Source organism: Streptomyces sp. NPDC111606, assembly GCF_055656945.1.
This window is the reverse complement of sequence record NZ_JBVKBY010000025.1, coordinates 1-18,849: the sequence shown is the minus strand read 5'-3', so window position 1 is coordinate 18,849 and position 18,849 is coordinate 1. Positions and strand designations below refer to the sequence as shown.

At 68.8% G+C, this 18,849-nt stretch carries 13 protein-coding genes and 1 pseudogene; 4 read left to right on the top strand and 10 right to left on the bottom strand.

The annotated features are described in order from the left end of the window. Positions 1 to 69: 69 nt before the first annotated feature. Genes ACZ7M7_RS43970 through sbnA form a run of 5 tightly spaced genes read right to left on the bottom strand, consistent with a single transcriptional unit; the run spans position 70 to position 8,113 of the window. Complete coding sequence (locus ACZ7M7_RS43970) at positions 70 to 5,043, bottom strand: amino acid adenylation domain-containing protein (RefSeq protein WP_472127365.1); 4,974 nt, start codon at positions 5,041 to 5,043, stop codon at positions 70 to 72. A gap of 13 nt (positions 5,044 to 5,056) precedes the next feature. Continuing rightward, positions 5,057 to 5,797, bottom strand: a complete 741-nt coding sequence (locus ACZ7M7_RS43965) for a thioesterase II family protein (RefSeq protein ID WP_472127363.1) — start codon at positions 5,795 to 5,797, stop codon at positions 5,057 to 5,059. After that, positions 5,794 to 6,006, bottom strand: a complete 213-nt coding sequence (locus tag ACZ7M7_RS43960; protein WP_472127362.1) for an MbtH family protein — start codon at positions 6,004 to 6,006, stop codon at positions 5,794 to 5,796. Before ACZ7M7_RS43960 ends, ACZ7M7_RS43965 begins: the two co-directional genes overlap by 4 nt. Before the next feature lie 3 nt (positions 6,007 to 6,009). After that, complete coding sequence (sbnB, locus tag ACZ7M7_RS43955; protein ID WP_472127403.1) at positions 6,010 to 7,005, bottom strand: 2,3-diaminopropionate biosynthesis protein SbnB; 996 nt, start codon at positions 7,003 to 7,005, stop codon at positions 6,010 to 6,012. A gap of 37 nt (positions 7,006 to 7,042) precedes the next feature. After that, on the bottom strand, positions 7,043 to 8,113 hold the full coding sequence (sbnA, locus tag ACZ7M7_RS43950) for a 2,3-diaminopropionate biosynthesis protein SbnA (protein ID WP_472127360.1): 1,071 nt from the start codon (positions 8,111 to 8,113) through the stop codon (positions 7,043 to 7,045). A 450-nt stretch (positions 8,114 to 8,563) separates the two neighbouring features. Here sbnA and ACZ7M7_RS43945 point away from each other — a divergent pair. Further along, positions 8,564 to 9,272, top strand: a pseudogene (locus ACZ7M7_RS43945) (phosphotransferase family protein). A gap of 964 nt (positions 9,273 to 10,236) precedes the next feature. On the opposite strand, the gene ACZ7M7_RS43940 reads toward ACZ7M7_RS43945, so the two are convergent. Then, on the bottom strand, positions 10,237 to 11,667 hold the full coding sequence (locus ACZ7M7_RS43940) for a serine hydrolase domain-containing protein (protein WP_472127358.1): 1,431 nt from the start codon (positions 11,665 to 11,667) through the stop codon (positions 10,237 to 10,239). Positions 11,668 to 11,779: 112 nt separating this feature from the next. On the opposite strand from ACZ7M7_RS43940, the gene ACZ7M7_RS43935 reads away from it, so the two are divergent. Then, positions 11,780 to 12,588, top strand: a protein-coding gene (locus ACZ7M7_RS43935; RefSeq protein WP_472127356.1) for an IS5 family transposase whose coding sequence is annotated in 2 segments (ribosomal slippage) — positions 11,780 to 12,119 and positions 12,119 to 12,588 — 810 coding nt in all. Because the reading frame shifts where the segments join, the coding sequence is not laid out codon by codon here. Positions 12,589 to 12,593: 5 nt separating this feature from the next. Here the strand turns inward: ACZ7M7_RS43935 and ACZ7M7_RS43930 are convergent. Further along, positions 12,594 to 13,202: an AAA family ATPase gene (locus tag ACZ7M7_RS43930; RefSeq protein ID WP_472127354.1), complete on the bottom strand. Its 609-nt coding sequence runs from the start codon at positions 13,200 to 13,202 to the stop codon at positions 12,594 to 12,596. A gap of 1,069 nt (positions 13,203 to 14,271) precedes the next feature. Further along, a complete protein-coding gene (locus ACZ7M7_RS43925; protein ID WP_472127353.1) occupies positions 14,272 to 14,778 on the bottom strand; it encodes a hypothetical protein in 507 nt (168 codons plus the stop codon). Between the two features lie 164 nt (positions 14,779 to 14,942). Here ACZ7M7_RS43925 and ACZ7M7_RS43920 point away from each other — a divergent pair, with 164 nt between their 5' ends. Then, positions 14,943 to 15,767, top strand: a complete 825-nt coding sequence (locus ACZ7M7_RS43920; protein WP_472127351.1) for a hypothetical protein — start codon at positions 14,943 to 14,945, stop codon at positions 15,765 to 15,767. 150 nt (positions 15,768 to 15,917) lie between these two features. Here the strand turns inward: ACZ7M7_RS43920 and ACZ7M7_RS43915 are convergent, their stop codons facing one another. Next, positions 15,918 to 16,850, bottom strand: a complete 933-nt coding sequence (locus ACZ7M7_RS43915; protein ID WP_472127349.1) for a hypothetical protein — start codon at positions 16,848 to 16,850, stop codon at positions 15,918 to 15,920. 39 nt (positions 16,851 to 16,889) lie between these two features. Continuing rightward, the gene (locus ACZ7M7_RS43910; protein ID WP_472127347.1) at positions 16,890 to 17,774 is read right to left on the bottom strand and encodes a PIN domain-containing protein; all 885 of its coding nucleotides are present in this window, start codon (positions 17,772 to 17,774) and stop codon (positions 16,890 to 16,892) included. 544 nt (positions 17,775 to 18,318) lie between these two features. On the opposite strand from ACZ7M7_RS43910, the gene ACZ7M7_RS43905 reads away from it, so the two are divergent. Further along, on the top strand, positions 18,319 to 18,549 hold the full coding sequence (locus tag ACZ7M7_RS43905; protein ID WP_472127345.1) for a hypothetical protein: 231 nt from the start codon (positions 18,319 to 18,321) through the stop codon (positions 18,547 to 18,549). Positions 18,550 to 18,849 lie beyond the last annotated feature (300 nt).

Sequence of the window (18,849 nt, the reverse complement as noted above, 5' to 3'; positions counted from 1 at the left end):
AGGTCGTAGAGCCCGTATCCGCAGGGCGCCGGTGCTCGAAAAGGACGACGCTTGTGCTGTCGGTGCTGCTCATCGCTGTGTGTCCGCCTCCAGGGCCTCGGCGAGGCCCGCGACGGTGGGGTTTCTGAACACCAGAACAGGTGGGACCCGGCGCCCGAGTCGCTCGCTGAGCCGGCCCGCGACCGTGGTGATGGTCAACGAGGTACCGCCGACGTCGAAGAAGTCGTCCTGCGGCCCAAAGTCGTCGTCGACGCCCAAACACTCCCGCCACACATCGGCGACGAGGAGCTGCTGCTTGGTGACGGCCCGGCGGGTGGCGGGGGCCGGGGCGGGCACAGGGCGCGGGTCGGGCAGGGCGGTGCGGTCGACCTTGCCGTTCGGGGTGAGGGGGATCTCGTCGATCACGGTGTAGCTCTGCGGCAGCATGTACGGCGGCAGTTGCTCCGCCAGGTAGGCGCGCAGTTCCGCCGGGTCCGGGGTGGGCCGTTCGGTGTGCTCGAGGATCAGGTAGGCCGCCAGCTGGTCCACATCGGTGCTGGTTCGGCGCACGGCCACCACGCAGTCCGCCAAGGCCGGGTGGCTCTGGAGCGCGGACTCGATCTCGCCGAGCTCGATGCGGAAACCGCGCACCTTGACCTGGTGGTCGTTGCGGCCGAGGAAGACCAGATTTCCGTCGGGCAGCAGCCGGACCACGTCGCCCGTGGCGTACATACGGGCGCCGGGCTCCGCGGCGTACGGGTCGGGCAGATACGCCCCGGCCGTGCGGGCCGGCCTGCCGAGATAACCGCGGCCGACCGCGCTGCCGCCGACGTATAGCTCGCCGCGACAGCCCGGGACTACCGGGCGCAGGCGCGGGTCCAGCACGTAGAGGTGCGCGTTGTCGGTGGCCCGCCCGAACGGGACGCTCGGGCGGTGGCTGTGCCGGTCGAGCAGCTCCTCGGTGATCGGGCAGAACGCCGAGGTGACGGTCGCTTCGGTGGGCCCGTACTCGTTGAAGACCTGGCATCCCGGGGCGGTGGAGGACAGGATGCGGCGGGCCACATCGTGCGGCACGGCCTCGGCACCGGTGAACACCAGGCGTACGGTGCCGAGTCGGGGAGCGGGATCCGTGCCGGATTCCAGCAGGATCCGCATCTGCGAGGGCGTCGCGTTGAGCGTGGTGATGCCGCGCTCGGCGACCTCTCGCAGGAACTCCTCGGGGTCGTAGGCGGCGGTGGGGCTCGCCAGGTGCAGTTCGGCGCCGGAGACCAGGCACTGGAAGATCTCCCAGACCGAGTTGTCGAATGCCACCGAGTGGTTGAGCAGGGCGCGGTCCTGCCCGGTGAGCCGGCACAGCCGCTGGTTCCACTCCAGGAACCCGGTGATGTTGGCGTGGGTGATCGCGACGCCCTTGGGGTTGCCGGTCGAGCCGGACGTGTAGATCACGTAGGCGAGGTGGTGCGGTTGCGCCTCCTCGGTCGGCCCGGGCTCCGTCCCGGGTTCCTGGTCCACTGACACAAGACGCACGCCGTCGCCGAACAGGGCCGAGGCGGGGTGCTCCGGGTCCGCGACGACCAGGCGTACGCCCGAGTCGGCCAGCAGGTACCGCAGCCGGTCAGTCGGGTAGCCGGGGTCGAGCGGGACGTAGGCACCGCCCGCCTTGAGCACGCCCAGCAGGGCGACCACCAGTTCCACCGAGCGTTCCAGGCAGACGGCGACCAGGCTTTCGGGGCGCACGCCCTGGGCCCGCAGCTCCCGGGCCAGGGCCGAGGCCCGCGCGTCGGTTTCGGTGAACGTCAGCGACCGGCCGTCGCCCACGACGCAGATCGCGTTCGGGGTGGTCCGCACCTGGCGGTCCCACAGGCGGACCAGGGTGGTCGGTTCGGGCAGCGGCTCGGCCAGGTTGCCGATGGAGAGGGCACGAAGCTCATCGGCCGAGACGATCTCCAGCTCGGACAGTCGGGCCGTGGCGCCGGACACCATCTGCTCGATCACCCGCAGGAAGTGCCGGCCGAGGCCCCGGACGAAGTCCGCGTCGAACAGGTCAGTGGCGTACTCGATGGAGATGCTGAGGTCACCGGCCCCGGCGGCGTGGTCCGTCACGTCGAAGGCGAGGTCGAAGCGGGCAGTGCCGAGCCGTCCTTCCAGCTCCTTGCGGTCGGACAGCTCGGTGACGTGACCGGCCCTCGGCTCCTCGTGCAGGGCGAACAGCACCTGGAAGAGCGGGTTGCGGCTCAGGTCGCGCTCCGGGCTCAGCTCCGCCACGAGCTTCTCGAAGGGCAGCTCCTGGTGCGCGTACGCCTGCCGCGCGACCTCGCGGACGCGGCCCAGCAGCTCGTGCCAGGTCGGGTCACCGGACAGGTCGGTGCGCAGGACGACGGTGTTCACGAAGTAGCCCACCACATCGTCCAGTTCCGGGCGCGGCCGACCGCCTGTCAGGGTGCCGACGGCGACATCGCTCTCGTCGGCGTACCGGCCGAGCAGCACCTGCAACGGGGTCAGCAGCCCCATGAACAGGGTGACACCCTCGGCCCGGCACAGCGTGCGCAGCCCGTGCGCCAAGTCGGCCGGGATGCACAGCAGTTCGCGACGGCCGCGGTGGCTTGCGACGGCCGGCCGGGGTCGGCTGGTCGGCAGCTCCAGGACGGGCACGCCGGACAGCCGGGTGCGCCAGTGGTCGAGCAGCCGCTCCAGCTCGGCGCCGGTGAGTCGCTCGCGCTGCCAGGCCGCGTAGTCGGCGTACGTCACCGGCAGTGGTGCCGCGGCGGGGCGACGGCCGGCGATGAGCTCCGTGTATAGCTCGCCCAGTTCCCGCACCATCAGGTCCACCGATGTGCCGTCGCAGGCTATGTGATGAAGCGTCAGCAACGTAATGTCACGACTCGGGGTGCGCAGCACATCCGCGCGCAGCAGCGGTGGGCGGTCGAGGGCGAAGGGGGCGCGGATCCGCTCGGTCACCAGCGCGTCCAGGTCCTCTTCGGCGACCTCGGTGCAGCGCAGCGGCACCGGTCCAGGCTCGCGCAGTTCGGGACGGACCCGGCCGTCGACGTCGACGAGGGCCGTACGCAGCGCCGGGTGCCGTTGCACCAGCGCGGACAGGCAGTCCTCCAGCAACGTCAGGTCCACGCGACCGCCGGGCATGCCCAGGGCGACCGGCAGGTGGTAGGCGGGCACCGCGTCGTTCAGCTGCTCGAAGAACCAGATCCGCTCCTGGCCGAAGGAGAGTTCGGCGGTCGCCGCCGCGGGGATCGGCTCGTCGTCCGCGGGCGCCAGGCCGTCCAGGGCGGCGGTGAGTGCGGCGGGCGTCGGATGCGCGAAGACCGACTGGGCGTCGACCGGCAGGCCGAGCTCCGCACGCAGCCGGGCCACGACCCGTACCGCGGCGAGCGACTGGCCGCCCAGGCCGAAGAAGTCGTCGTACGGGGACACGTCGTCGAGCCCGAGCACCTCGGCCCACACGCGGCACACCGCCGCGGTGTGCGGCGGCAGCGAGGCGGCGTCGGGCATCGGCCCGCGCGCCCGGACCGGACTGTGCGGGATCCGCTGCACGGCGCCGCGGTCGGTCTTGCCCGCGGGGGTGCGGGGCAGCGCGTCGAGCACTGCGTAGCCCTGGGCCACCATGTGGGCGGGAAGATGCTGAGCGAGGTGGTCACGGACCTGGCGGGGCAGGTCCTCGGATACGTGCCGCTCCTCGGATACGTTCCGCGCGTCGTGCGCGGGCACGAGGTACGCCACCAACTGGTCGCCGCCGGCTGCCTCGCGGTCGACGACCACCACCGCGTCCGTGACGAGGGGGTGGCTGCGTACACAGGCCTCGATCTCGCCGAGCTCGATGCGGAAACCGCGCACCTTGACCTGGTGGTCGTTGCGTCCCAGCACCTCCAGCATGCCGTCGGCGGACCAGCGGGCGAGGTCCCCGGTCCGGTACAGCCGCCCGGCGGGGTCCCCGAACGGGTCGGGCACGAACCGGTCGGCGGTCAGCGCGGGACGGTTGAGGTAGCCGCGCGCCACACCCGCGCCGCCGATCCACAGCTCGCCGCTGACTCCTGGGCCGGCCTCCCGCCCATCCTCGTCGACGACGTGCAGTCGGGTGTTGGACAGGGACGTGCCGACCGTGACCCGGTCGGCCACGGCGTCGATACGGGCGGCGGTGGCCCACACCGTCGCCTCGGTCGGCCCGTACAGGTTCCACAGGGTGCCGCCGGTGGCGAGGAGATCGCGGGCCAGCGGCGGATCGAGAGGCTCACCGCCCGACAGCAGTACCCGGCCGTGCCCCTCCGTCCAGCCGGACGCCAGCAGCATCCGCCAGGTGGTGGGAGTCGCCTGTACGACGCTCACACCCGCCTCGGCGATGGTGGCGGCCAACAGCTCGGGGTCGGTGTTGGCGGCGCGCGGCGCCATCACCACCGTCGCTCCCCGGGTCAGCGGCAGGAACAGCTCAAGGATCGAGATGTCGAATGACAGCGGGGTCAGCGCGAGGACCCGGTCGTCCGCCCCGAGGCCGGGGCGTTCGGCCACACTCCGCAGGAACGAGGCGAGCGCCGCGTGGTCGACGGCCACGCCCTTGGGCAGGCCGGTCGAACCGGAGGTGTAGATGACGTAAGCCAGGTGGTGCGGGCGTGCCACCGGGGCCACCGGTGCGGCAGGTTCCGCGCGAAAGTCCTCACGTTCCGCGGGAACGTCCTCGACCAGCAGGACGTCGGCCACGCCGGACGCCAGAGCCTGCGCGCGGTGGTCCGCATCGCACAGCAACAGCCCGGCCCCCGAGTCGGTGGTCATGTGCCGCAGCCGGTCGGCCGGGTAGCCCGGGTCGAGCGGCAGGTACGCGGCGCCCGACTTCAGGATGCCGAGCAGGGCCACGACCATCTCGACCGAGCGCCCGAGACAGACGCCGACCAGGTCCTCCGGTCCGATGCCGCGTGCCCGCAGCTCGGCCGCGAGTGCCGTGGCCCGCCGGTCCACGTCGGCGTAGGTGACGCGGTGTGCTCCCGCGACGACGGCGACCGCGTCGGGTGTCGCGGCTGCCTGCTGCTCCCACAGTGCGACGAGGGTGGTCGGCGCCATGAACGATCCTTTCTCAGCCCCGTGCGGGGAAGGTGCGCGTAATCGTCTCTGCCAGCTGTCGTTCCGCGCCGCGCACATACAGGTGGGGGGCGCCCGGGAACAGGCGCAGTTCGAAGTCGGCAGAGGTGTGCTTGCGCCAGTCGGCGAGCTCCGTCCCGTCGACGCTGTGGTCGTCCGAGCCGGCCAGAACGGTCAGGGGACAGGGCAGGGGCGCCTCGGCCCGGTGCGTGTACGTCTCGCACAGCGTCAGGTCCGCACGCAGTAGCGGCAGCAGCAGCTCCTGCAACTCGGGATCCACGCCGTCGAATTCGGCTGTGGCGAGCAGCTTGTCGTCGGGCAGGGTGTGCCGCGGGTCGCGGTCCGGCAGACCGGGGGCGCGCATGCCCGACAGGAACAGGCGGTCGGGTAGGGGCGTGCCGAGTGCACGTAGCCGCCGGGCCGCCTCGAAGGCGATGAGGGAACCCATGCTGTGCCCGAAGAAGGCGTACGGCAGTTCCGTGTGGTCCGCGATGAGCGGCGCGAGCGCGCCCACGGCCTCGTCCAGGGACGTCAGGGCCGGTTCGGCGAACCGGGCTTCCCGGCCGGGCAACTGGACCGTACAGACTTCGACGGTGTCCGGCAGGTAGGCCGCCAGCCGGTAGGCGGAGGCGCCGGCTCCGGCATGCGGGAAGACGAACAGGCGCCGCTGCGCGCTGAGTTCACGGCTGCCGAGCCCGCGCATCCAGGTCGCCGCGAGGTCAGTGGCCGTCATCATGACGCTCGCACGGAGAGCGGGGTCAGGTCGGTCCACACCTGCTCGATGTGGTCCAGGCACTCCTGGCGGGTGCCCTGCGTGCCGGTGGCGGTCCAGCCGGCGGGCAGGGCACGGTCGGCGAACCAGACCGAGTACTGCTCCTCATGGTTCACCACCACGGCGTACCGGTCCCCGGCGTTGGCGCGGTGCGTGGCGGGGGAGGCGCTCACGTGTCAGACCCCCACCCCGGTGAAGAAGTCGCTCTCGTGGTGGCCCCGGCCCGCGGCGACGACCCGGTCGTGCACCCACTTGCCCACGGCGAGGTCGAGTACGCCGAGTCCGAACGGCGAGAAGATCGCCGGCCGTCCGTGGTCCCGGCGCAGCCGTCCGCGCAGCAGGTCGCCGAGAGTGCCATCGATGAAGTCCCGGTTACCGGTGCGCTGTTCGGTCAGGTGCAGCGAGGTGCGCTCGCGTACGGCGTGGTCGACGTCGTCGGTGAAGTTCTGGGCGGCGAGGATCATCTCGGGGGCGAGGTCGCGCAGGGACAGGTGGAGGACCACCGGGTTGTGGGCCAGCAGCCGGGGGTCGCGCAGGTGCGGTTCGCCGGCCACGGTGGTCAGCAACACCAGGTCGCAGTCGGTGAACGCGTCCTCCACCGTCTCGGCGACCACGATCTCGGCGTCGGTGTGCTCGGCCATGACGGCACCGAAGCGGTCCGCGGCCGCCGGGTCGAGGTCGAAGAGCCGGAAGCCGTCGATCTTCCAGTCGAGGTCACGCAGGAACCGCCATACGTGCTGAGCGATCAGACCCGTGCCCACGATGCCGACACGGCGGGCGCGGCGCGCGCCGAGCAGCGTCTGCGCGCCCAGCACCGCGGAGGCCGCGGTCCGCGTCGCCGAGACGATCGAGGACTCCATGCAGGCGAACGGGTAGCCGGTGACGCAGTCGTTGAGGATCAGCGTGGCCGAGGCGCGGGGTATCCCGTGCTGCGTGTTGTCCGGAAAACTGGCGATCCACTTGTTGCCGGCGACCTCGAACTCGCCTCCCAGATAGGCGGGCAGGGAGATGATGCGCGACCGGTTCTGGTGCGGGAAGCGCAGGAACGAGCTGTGCGGGTTCGAGCTCTGTCCGGCGTCGTGCGCGAGGTAGGCGGCACGGACGACCTCGAGGAGCTCCGGACGATGACGGTCCGTCTCGGCGGCGACGTCGCCCGCGCCGATCACGGTCATGGGCGGTGGGGCCAGGGTGGACACGGGTGGTTCTCCTTCAGTTGACGGCCAGGGCTTCGATACCGGCGGGCTGTACCGCTTCCGCGCGCACCTGCTGGACCCACGCGGGGTCGTAGACGGTCTGGGCGTAGGCATGGCCGCGGTCGGCTGCGATGAAGGCGACCCGGGGACGACGTGCACCGGGACGGAGTGCGCCGGGACGGTGACGAGCGAAGTAGTCCTGGACGGCGGCATAGGTGCTGCCGGTCGAACCGCCCGCGTACAAGCTGTACTTGGCGACCAGGTCGCCGCAGGCCTCGACGGCGCGCACCTCGGAGACGATCTCGACGTGATCGATCAGCGCCTCACCACACAGCGGCGGCACGATGCTGGAGCCGATGCCGGGGATCCGCCGCTTCTTCGGCGGGCCTCCGAAGATCACCGATCCCTCGGTGTCGACAGCGACGACCACACAGCCCGGGTATGCCTCCTTGACCCGGTGGGAGAGCCCGGCGATCGTGCCGCCCGTGCCCACGCCGACGAAGAGGTAGTCGAGCGGGCCGGCCTGCGCGATCAACTCGCCCGCGGTGAAGTGGTAATGCGCGTCGCGGGCGTCAGGATTGGCGTACTGGTTGGGCCAATAGGCCGAGTCGAGGTCGACCAGGAGTTCCTGCACCCGGGACAGCCGGGACTTCAGGTAGTTGTCCGACGCATCACGGATGGAAACCTTCTCCACTCGTTCGCACAGCAGCCGGAGTTGGGCCTCGGTGGCCTCGTTGCAGTTCGGATCGATGACCGGGACGAACGAGATGCCGAGCATTCGGCAGTAGAAAGCCAGGGCCAGCGCGAAATTGCCGGACGACGACTCGACCACCGTGGTGTCGCGCGCTATCTCCCCGCGACCGATTGCCTGTTCCAGAATCCACAGTGCCGAACGGTCTTTGGTGCTTCCGGCGGGATTGCAGAATTCCAGCTTGGCGACGAGGTCGCACTGCTCGTCCGCCAGGGGAATCAGCGGGGTTTCCGTGAGGCCTCTGCGGAGCTGCTTTGTCCGTTCCATCAGAGATTGATTAGCGCGCCTGTGGAGCATGGGGCCGAGTTTGGCACGGGGCCGGTTGAGGCGGCTCAACTGTGACTCAAGTGCGGTGTAGTACCAGTCTGTCAGGGGTGAAGGGGAGGCTGTTCAACCGTCCACGACGCAGGGTTGAACAGCCCTGCGCCCGTCACTTCACAGGGTGTCGGAGATCAGGGCGATTGTGTTGGAGGAATCATCGATGACGCTGTCGCCCCGTGGCTCCACGGTGAGCCCCGCTTTTGTCTCCCTGGAATGGGCTTCCCCGTGAGCCCAGGGCCCAGCATTGTTTCCATCCGGTGGGGCCCGTAGCTGCGCGCGACGTCGCTGATCTGGCGGGCGCAGGGGCGCCGATTCTTTTAGGGCTTGTAACAAAGTGGTGGGCTTGACCTGGTCAGAGGTCGGTGTCGTACACGAGGCTGCCGGGTAGCGGGACGCGGTCGGCCGGGTCATCGCACGCGACAAATCTGGCGACGTCGGCGAGCATCCCCGGGATACTGGTCGCCCATGGATGAGGTCAAAGTCGTCGTCGCCCATTCCGAGCGCGCGACTCTGCGCGTCGGTGACGTGTTCTTGAAGGTGGACGCCGATCAGGCGCGCATCGACGTCGAGGTCGAGGCGATGTCCCTCGCGCCGGTCCCGACCCCGGAGGTCCTGTGGCGCAAGCCACCCGTGCTCGCGATAGCCGCACTCCCGGGGACGACGCTTGGGCGCCTCGGCGGGCCGTCGACCGGGTCGTCGGCGGCGTGGGCAGCGGCGGGCGCCGCCATCCGGAAGCTGCACGAAGCGCCCCTGCCGCCCCTACCGGGCCGGGCCGGCAGGAGCATCGTCGCGCTGGCGGCGGAACTCGACGACGAGTGCGAGTTGCTCGTGACGAACGGTCTCCTGCCCGCTGACCTGGTCACCCGCAACCGCCAGGTCGCCGAGGCCGCGCTCCGGCCGTGGACTCCGGCGTTCACACACGGCGACCTGCAGATCGCGCACGTCTTCGTCGACGGCGACGAGGTCACCGGCATCATCGACTGGTCCGAGGCGGGCCAGGGTGATGCCCTGTACGACCTCGCCACCTGCCGGCTATGGCACCGACATCGACCTCGACGTGATCCACGCGTGGTGGTCGTTGCGAAGCCTGCTGGCAGTTCGCTGGCTGCTCGAGCACGGCTTTGACCCGTTCGCGCCGGGTTGTGAGGTCCACGTGCTGAGATCCCGGATGTGAGGCTCCGTTGGGAACCGTGGTGGTGTGGTCGATGACATCGCTGGAGTCTGGGAGGTTCTCCCCACGTGAGAAACGCTCAGAACTGTGCGATCTGACGGGTGACTTCAATGACCTGCGCGCACGCGGTCAGGGGTATCTGGAAGTTCGGTTGCCGGACAAATCATTTCCTCAATTGGCCCTGAGCTTCAGAGGTAATCAAGCGATCGTCCATCTCTTCACTAAACGAAGAGTGAGTGTCTCTTCTCGGCGGGGATGGATCGGTGCCATCAGAGACAACAGTCGAGGCCCCAGTGATGGATGAACCCACAGAGTTCACAGGTGACTTCGTCCTAAGCCTCGACCGTGCATGGGATGCTGTGCAAAGTTTTGTTCGAACCGGGACCTTTGAGGAGTTGGGGGAGTGGTTCGAGTTGTAGGAACGGCACGGCCTCCATCTCCGGATCCATGACGAAGACTGGGCCTATCCCGCGCCCGCATCACTAGACTGAAAGAAATGTAGACAGCGGTCCTGGGCGCTCGGATTCAATCGAGTACCCAGGACCGCTGTCTGGTGTTCAAAGCCATCTTCTACAGCCGAAAGAGCAGGAAGATGATCATATTCTGAGGATCGAGTTCGTAGGCGGCGGGTGGCACGCCATGACTTGACCGACCCGCGTCGATCGCTCCGCTGTCGGCACAGACGCTGTAGACGCTGCCCTGGACCGCGAACGCCGTGCGACGCCGCCACGCCCTGTGTACTCAGCTCAGACGTGCTGCATCCAGATATTGGGCTCCGTATAACTGATCGTTTCAGAATGAAGTTCTGAGGCGGCGGAGGCAGATGACAGTACAGGCCAGTTCGAGCAGGCCCCCTGCCGGAGGTCGGCGCGCTCCTAGCGGATGCGGAGGCGTTTGAACTGGTGCAGCCAGGCGAAGGCGCGCGCTCGACCACCCAGTCCGGAGCGCCGTGGACGAGGCGCATCACCTACGCGACGTCGGGTCGTGTCATCAGAGGTGACCGCACATGCAACGCCAGACTGGCGCCGGTCAGGGGCACGGTGTTCCACGCTGCCATCGCTGTTCCGGCGTCGGCGTCTATCGACAGCCGAACCCGGTGCGGCGTGGTGATGACGTACAGCTCGGCGACGAACGTGTTGCCCTGCCAGGCGCCAGCCGCGACGACAGGGCGGCCGAGCGGCCAACTTTCCCGCCATTCGCCGTGGCCGACCTCGACGTTGAGGAACGGCCCGAGACGAAGGAGCCATCCATCGTCAACGGGATCGACGATCACCGTGGTTCCCTCGGGCAGAGCCGAACCTTCAGCGGAGGCGTCGAGTCTCGCCTTGACGGAACGCCCCGGGGCGGCCGAACCCAACACCGGTGCCAATGACAGCCGCCGCAGCCGATCGGCGAGGATCTCGTCGTCCCGGGTGCTTCCCGCGTCCTCCATGCCGGGTAGCAGGCACTCCCACAAGGGGTCGAGCACTGCCTCTTCCTGCGTTACGGCGCCGGTCACGACGACCACGAGGTCGTGCGACGGGACAACGACGCACAGCTGGCCGAAGGCGCCGGCGCCGCGGTAACCGTGACGTGACATCCAGAACTGGTAACCGTAGCCGCAAAGCGCGTCGGGATTCTCCGACCAGTCCTCGATCTGCAAGGTGTCGATGTGCCGTCTGGTCGCGAGCTCCACCCATTCACGCGGGACGAGCCGCCGGTCACCCCAAAGGCCTCCTCGCAGGAGCAGTTCACCGAAGGCGGCGACGGCCTCGGTCGTGAGGTGCAGTCCGTGGAATCCGAAGGTGGCACCGCTCGCCACACGGTCCCATTCGGCGTGGTCGATGCCCATCGGCTTGAAGAGGCGCTCGTCCAGCAATTCCGGGAGGCCGCGGCCCGTCACCCGTTCCACCATCCGGGCCAGGATGAAGGTGATCGGATTGTCGTAGGCGTGCCGTGTTCCCTCGGCCTCGGAAAACGGTACGCGCAGGAAGCCCTTCACCAGGTCGCCTGGTTCCCGTTGCCAGGCCTCGGCGAGGCTGTCCGTGCGGTGGCCGGCCGTCATGGACAGCAGGTGGTGAACGGTGAGGCGGCGTCCCTGCTCCGCGATGTCGCCCGGAACGTGGTCGGGCAACACATCCACCACCCGATCGTCCAGCGAGAGCAGCCCATCGGCGATCGCGAGCCCCACGGCCACCGAGGTGAACGACTTGGTCAGCGAGTAGAGAAGGTGCGGGCGCTCGGCCGAGTACGGCGCCCAACACCCTTCGGCGACGACGTGACCGTGGCGTACGATCATGATGGAGTGACACTCGACGGATCGTGCTTCGAGCCGATCCAGCAGCGCGGCAATCGAACGGGACGACATCCCCGAGGCAGCCGGTGTCGAGCGCGGCAGCAGAACACGCTGAGAAGCCATTCGGATACCGTATGCGAAAATACTTTCGGGCCCTAATGATTAACTGAACGTTTCAAACTTGAGCCGAGCCTGCGATCTTGCGGCTGGCGATCTTGGTCGGCAGGCTGTGCGGATGCGTGCTGATTTGGTTCCGGACGACCTGTGGGAGCGCGTGGCTCCGTTGCTGCCGCCCGTTCCCGAGCGACGTCGTTGCTACCCCGGCCGCCTGCGCGTTCCGGACCGGGTGGCGCTCGCGGGCGTTCTGTACGTGCTGCGGACCGGTGTTGCCTGGCGCGACGTACCCGCGGAGACGGTGGGCTGCTCCGGCGTCACGGCCTGGCGCAGGCTGCGGGCTTGGACCGAGGCCGGCCTGTGGCCCCGTCTGCACGCCGCCCTACTGATCGAGCTGCGGCGAGCGAACCTGCTGGACCTGGATGACTGCGCTGTCGACGGCTCACATGTCCGGGCCCTGAAAGGGGGGATCACGTCGGCCCGTCGCCGGTTGACCGCGCCCGTCCTGGCTCCAAGCACCATGTGATCGTTGACCGGCACGGTACCCCGCTGGCCGTTGCGCTCACCGGCGGCAACCGCCACGACGTCACCCAGCTCCTACCGCTACTGGATGCCGTCCCGCCGATCCGGGGCCTGCGGGGACGCCCACGTCGCAAGCCCCGGCGCTTGTACGCCGACCGGGGTTACGACTTCGACAAGTACCGCCGCCTGCTATGGAAGCGCGGCATCAAACCGATGATCGCCCGACGCGGCGTCGCCCACGGCTCCGGACTGGGCAAGGTCCGCTGGGTGGCCGAGCGCGCCTTTGCCTGGCTGCACCAGTTCAAACGCCTCCGCATCCGCTACGAGCGCCGCGCCGACCTCCACCAAGGCCTGCTCGAACTGGCCTGCAGCATCATCTGCCTTCGCCGCCTCAGAACTTCATTCTGAAACGATCAGTTAGTGGTCTTGCCGCCACCCGGTGTGTCGTCGACGGCACGCAGAACCGGGGTGAGAAGTTCGTAGAAGCGCATGGCGCGCAGGCGCGCGTACAGCGCCCACGCCTCGGCGTTCTCCCGAGCGTATTTCGGGAGGAGGATGTCATCCCGCCACGCGATCCGGGAGTCCTGCGCCATCTCCGGGATGAACTGGCTTCCCTGGCGCATGCTGTTGATCAGAAGCTCTTCGCGGCGCAGCACAGGCAGAGGATCGCCCTCTGGGTGGACGCCCACTTCCAGCACGTAGAGGGCATCGAAGGCGGGCCGATTGGTTTCCGGGACGTGCGCTTCCAGACGGATGCGGAAGCGGTCCGCGTGCTGGCCCGACGCGTCACGGTGCAGGACCTCTTGGAGCCCGCCTCGCGACTCCAGTGCCTGTCCGGGCGAGACGTTGAGGGCATCGCGGATAAACCGGATCGCGTCCAGGAAGTTCGACTTCCCTGCTGCGTTCGGCCCCGCCAGGACCGTAAGGGAGCCCAGCCGCACATCACAGGAGGCGATGGAGCGGTAGTTCTCCACCTGCACACGGGTGAGGAACGGCAGGGACTGGCCGTCAGCGGAGGTCATGGCGTGGCACCTTGCAGCGCCGCGGCAGCGGTGAAGCCGCCGAACTGTCCGGTCGCGGCGGCGCAGATGGCAGAGGGCTGACGCGGCACGGCGAACGGTCCGGCAGGCGTGACGCGGCCGAGTTGCCAGCCGTCACCACGCGAGACGCCAGCGGCGGGCCGCGCAGGGTCCGCTCGCTCCGTGTGTCTGGTGATGCTCAACGCGATCCCCGGTTTCCTTCCGTCCAGCCGCCCCGATGCACAGTCCGCCACTCTATCGAGGCGATCAACCACCGTCCCAGCAGCCACTCGGCCCGGAGTCGGTGGCCGCTGGTCCGCATGTTCTGAGCACGCTGCGTACCGCTCGAGCCCATTCCACGCAGAAGGCAACTGGGTCGAGCAGGTGTCGGCTCCTCTACAGCCGACCACGCAAGGAGAGCACATTCCAACTGGCCGGTGTGGTCTGCCCTGACTGAGGGGGTCGTGGTGCGGTCGGCCAACAGATGACGGTAATCGGCCACACTTTCGCTGGCTCATGAGCGCCGGCGGGAGCGGAGGGCCACCGGCCCCATGAACTACGGCCGGTGGCCTCGAACGGTCGGTCGCGGTCGGCGAGTCACGCCCCGACCGGCGTCGGCTCCTCCTTGCCGGCTCCGCGCGGCCGCCAGCCCCCAGCGGGCGGCGCGCGCCCGGGGCAGCCGGGTGGCCGGCGCCGGCGAGCACGCCGCGGTAGCGCATCTCGTCGAGGTCGGGGAGGCGGACCCCGGGGAGGGTGTTGCAGTCGTGACCACAACGGGGTCGGCCCCGTCGCAGCGGCTGAGAGCGGCCTCCACCACGGCCTCACCCTGGACGTCCTCCGGCGCGATAACGCACAGCAGCGCGCGGGTCTCCAGGATGTGGCCCAAGTTCTCGGCAAGCGCGGAGAACGCTTCGTCGGACACGGCCGTGGCAGTCTCGCCCATGGCCCCTCCTCTGGGAGAGGCATACGGGATGCGACCAGTCCAGCACGTTCGCGGACAGCGGCGGAGGCATGGACGTCACCACGGCGCAGATTGACTGGGCCGGTTCGAGACATGAGCGGCTGTGTCGGATCAGCGAAGTTCGGGACCTGGGCGACGGTTGCCGCGACAGTCGTAGACCGCGAGTGACAGATCCTTCACCGCGGCCCGAGCACGTTCGGCGTCCAGGCCGTCGTCAAGGGCCTCCAACGCGGCGGCCGCCGACACCCGAACGGAACGGGGCAGGCCGTCATAGGCGGAGAGCCGGTACGCGACGGTACGGCGGGCCTCCTGTTCCTCATCGCTCGCCCCGTCAGAGGTCAGTGGGAAGACCGCGGCCTCGTACATCGCGATGCTCAGCAGGACCGTGTCGGCGATCCCTTCGGCATAGCCGTCGCCGCTGACGGCCTGGACGGAAGTCACTGCGGGCCGGGGTCGGGCAAGCATTCCGAATGCCGCGCCCAGGCCAGTGGTAGTCGCGCCCACCACGGCCCCCGACCAGTTATCCAGGAAGAAGCCGAAGCAGGCTCCGCTACTCACCACGCATACCAGCAACGCGACAGTCATCACGTACACACGGGTGCCGAGCGGGGACGTCATGGCCAGCAGTATGCACACGCCCTCGGGGGCTGCGGCCGGGGCCTCGTGAAACTGGGCTGGCACCGCTGACCAGGGCCCTGATGTCAGTGGCGCCCGGGACACTGGTCTCAAGCCTCAGCGCCGCAGCCTGAGGGTCAGTGTTCCCGGACTCGAAGGATTGGTACATGCTCACCGAAGCACTCATGGCCGTGGCCGGAGCAGGCGGCACCGCCGTCGTCCAAGCCGCCGGCACCGACGCATGGACCGGCCTGCGCCAACGCGTAGCCCGTCTCCTGGGGCGCGGAGACACTCAGCGCGAGCGAGCGGAGCTGGAGCGCCTGGACCGGACCGCGCAGGCGCTGGAGGAAGCCGATGCCACCGGCGAGACGGAGCGGGCGCGCCTCCGCCAGGAGGCATCGTGGCAGACCCGTTTCGAGTCGCTCCTGGAGAACCTGGAGAGCTCCGAGCAGCAGGAGGCCGCGACCGAACTTCAGGCGCTGGTGGCAGAGCAGCAGGAATTCGCGGCCCGCCAGGGCGTGGTTGGCAACACCTTCAACGGCCCCGCCGCTCTGCAGGTAGGAAACCACAACCAGCAGGAGAACCGCTTCCACATCGCGAGCTACCTGCCCGCTCCCGCAGGTCCCCGTGTGGTCCTCCAGGTCTCCAACTCCATCCCGGTGTACGACCTGCCCGACGGCAGTCAGGACCTGGGCGATCATTTCGTCAGCGTGGAGGCGGTCAACACCGGAGACCAGCCGATTGCCATCACCAGCTGGGGCATCGAGCTCCCCGGTGACCGGCGCATGTTCGTCACGCGTGGGGAGAACTGGGCAACGCCGCTCCCTCACGTGCTCGCTCCCGGCGCCCCTCCCGCACGGTTCCTGATCCGGGCTGATGAACTGCGGCGGGTGGAGCGGGAGCAGCGCATCCCGTACACGCAGATGCGGCCCTACGTGAAGCTGGCCGACGGAACAGTCGTCCACGCCGACCGCACCGTGCCGTTGGCGTGACCGGCCGGAGCAACGAAGGGGCGGTCTGCCAGTTGTCGGCAGGCCACCCCTTCGTCTGCTGCTCAAGGGCATGGCGGCTGTGCGCCTCCACGATGAGTCTCATCTGCTCGCGCGGGCGATCCGACATAGCCGGTGCTCCGTCCTGACGCGTCAGCCCCCTGTCGGCAGTCCAGGCAGCACGATTCCGAGGTATGCGGCGAGAACGCTGCCCAGGGCACCACTGGCGACGGGCGACAAGACGGCCAGCGTCTGGGCACCCCACCGCTGGAGACGGCTTGGATCGGGGTTAACGCTGGTGGCTTCCTCTTCCATGCGCGTCGCCAGTTGGGTGATCGCAGCGGCATCGTCTTCGGGCAGCCCCAGGATGGGCACGGCCTGGCGGAGTGCTCGGGCGGCCATGACGACCTGGGCGAGGTCGACGCCGCTGTGCGTGGTCGCGTTCAGCGTGAAGTCGCGGCTGTTCGCGGCGATGTTGCCCGTGTTCTGCCCGATGTGGATCGTGGTGTTCCCACCGGTGTTGCGGCGTTCGTACGCGCCGATGTCGCCCTGGTAGTTGTCCACGCAGTCTTCTCCTTCGGCGGTGATCTCGGCTTGCACGGGCCCGCCTGAGCTCGCGTTCCGGTCTCCTTTGATCAGGCCCTTGGCGCTGAGATAGGCGGAGGCCCGGTCGATGTCCCTTTCGGTGAGGCGTTCGCCCTCGAAGAGGGACAGCGGGTCGTTCACCACGTCCGCGACGGCAGGCAGCAGGATGTCGTCGTGTTTGCGGTGCCACAGCCAGACCAGCAGGCCCTTGCGTGCGGCGGCGGCCCGCGCTGCCGGGTCGGCGCGCCGGCGCCTGCGCTCCTCTATCCACTCGAGGCCGCGCGGGGTCAGGTTGGCTTCCGGGCCGTCGTGGGTCGTGTGACGGTCGTCCAGGAGCCGTTGGCCCTTGCAGAACTGCAGGAGTTGGTACGTCTGGTTCTCGGTGAGGCTGTGCGACTGCCCGAACTCGGTGATCGACACCCCGCCCAGTGGATCAGCTCTCGTGCGGTCGTAGACCCATTCCACGAGCGGTTCGTGCAGGGCGGAGAAGTCGGCGGACACAGGGTGCTCCCTTGCTCGGTACGACGGGCTTGCTGGTGCTCATGGCTTTTCGATGAAGGGCAGTCCGACGGCGGCGAGTTTTGTCTGCAGGTTGATGTCCCTGGTGGCCACGTAGACGGCGGAGCCGGGGTGCCGGGACTGCAGCAGCAGGGTGGAGGCCACGAAGCGGTCGTCGGGCACGTCGAGGTCGAGCCAGTTCGGCAGCCCGTCGCCTTTGGGTTCGATGTGCTCGAAGATGGCGTGCACATCGCCGGCCACTCGTACGCCGCGCAGGACGTCGCCGTTGGTTCGCAGCCCTTTCAGGCGGCGGTCGGCCTTCTTCGCCGCATCGCGGATGTCGGGGTTGCGGCCGGCGAGCTTGTGCTCGTCCAGCTCCCGCAGGACAACGGGCAGCAGGTGGACCATGTACCGATTCCCGAGCAGCGGCGTGTAGATCGCCACGTCGGGGTCATCGAGGAGCATGTTCGTATCGACCGCCACACGCACCGCCCAGGCGTCATCCGGCAGGAGCTCGCCCAGCTTCCGGAGCGTGGCCACGGCCGCCTTGACCTTGTCGACGGCCTTGTCGATGCTGGCCGGCACGGTGGTGTCCCGGGGGCGTACAAGCCAGCGCTGCAGCAGGGCAAGGCTCCCGTCGAGGCGCTTGGTGACCTCCGGAGTCGGATGCGGGAACAGCAGCCGGAACAACGGTTCCCATTCCCGTACGCGCCCCAGCAGTTCCATCCTTCGCGTCTCGAGTTCGGGGCCGCTGGGTACCCAGCCCCACCTCGCGGCGCCGACGAACAAGATGCCGCTGGACGGGCGGTTTGGGTCGATGTTTCGGATCTGCGAATCCGCGAGGACCATCAGAAGATCCGCTTCGATCAGGTCCAGATCTGACCGAAGGCGTTCCAAGTACGTCGGCGGGGCTTGTGTGGCGGCCATCTGCCGATGATGCCTCACGCCTCGCAGCCGGGAGACGCTGAACGTCACGCTGATGAGCTCCCGCTCGGGCACGAGAAGACACCGCGCGAGAAGCAGTACCTGCGTGTACTGCACTCGTAACCCTATTTAGGCCTAGGAGGGCCGATGCTCAGCACTCCGAACGCGGACAAGGCCTGGAAGGCATGACGAGCTCCTTCCCGACCCCGGAGGCTCCAGGCCAGTATGCCGACCCGGGCAAGGCGGAGAGGACGGCTTACGCCGTGCTGCTGCATGGACCGGCTGCGCGCTCAGGCAGCGCCGACGCGAGTCAGTGGCTGCTGCTGCGCGACCGCACAGCGAAGCGCCTGTAACCGACGCACCAGAGCAGCCACACCTCAGGGATGCTTCTCGGAAGGTGAGCCCGGTACAACGGCCACGGGTGCCGATCTGGGTCGGTGGGGAGTGGCCGCACAAGGCTCCCGCCAGACGCGCCGCCCACTGGGACGGAGCAGTTTTCACCACTGGCCCTTGGGAACAGCCGCCCGACCCCGGCATCGTCGCCGAGATGCAGTCCTACATCGATGCCCAAGGTCGCGCGGCCGGTCTGGGCGTTGAACCGTTCGATCTGGTCATCGGCGGATCGACTCCCGGGGACGGGGTCGGGGCGCGCGACATCCTCGGCCCCCTCACAGACGCCGGCGCCACGTGGTGGGATGAGCGCTTCCCCATCGACGAGCTCGGCAAATTCGACGCGGTGCGCGCTCGCATCGAGGCAGGGCCGCCCACGCCCCGCTGACGGGCCTCGCGGTGTGAGCAGCACACGGACCGACCATGCGACCGAGTCAAACCTCATCGGCGAGCCGGATGGCGGAACGCGGGTGATCCAGCAGACCACCCGCCTCCCCCTCCGGCGTAAGGGCGAGCACGTCTGAGAAGCTACTGATGGCGTCCAGGCCCACCGTCAAGCATCAGCTGGGATCCGACACTTGATGGCTCGGCGTCTAGTAGTGCTTCGTTAGGTCTTTCCGTTGGTGCTGATCAAGAGCATGTTGGTCTGGTGGATGCGCATGAAGTGAACCGATTACGGGCGGCGTTG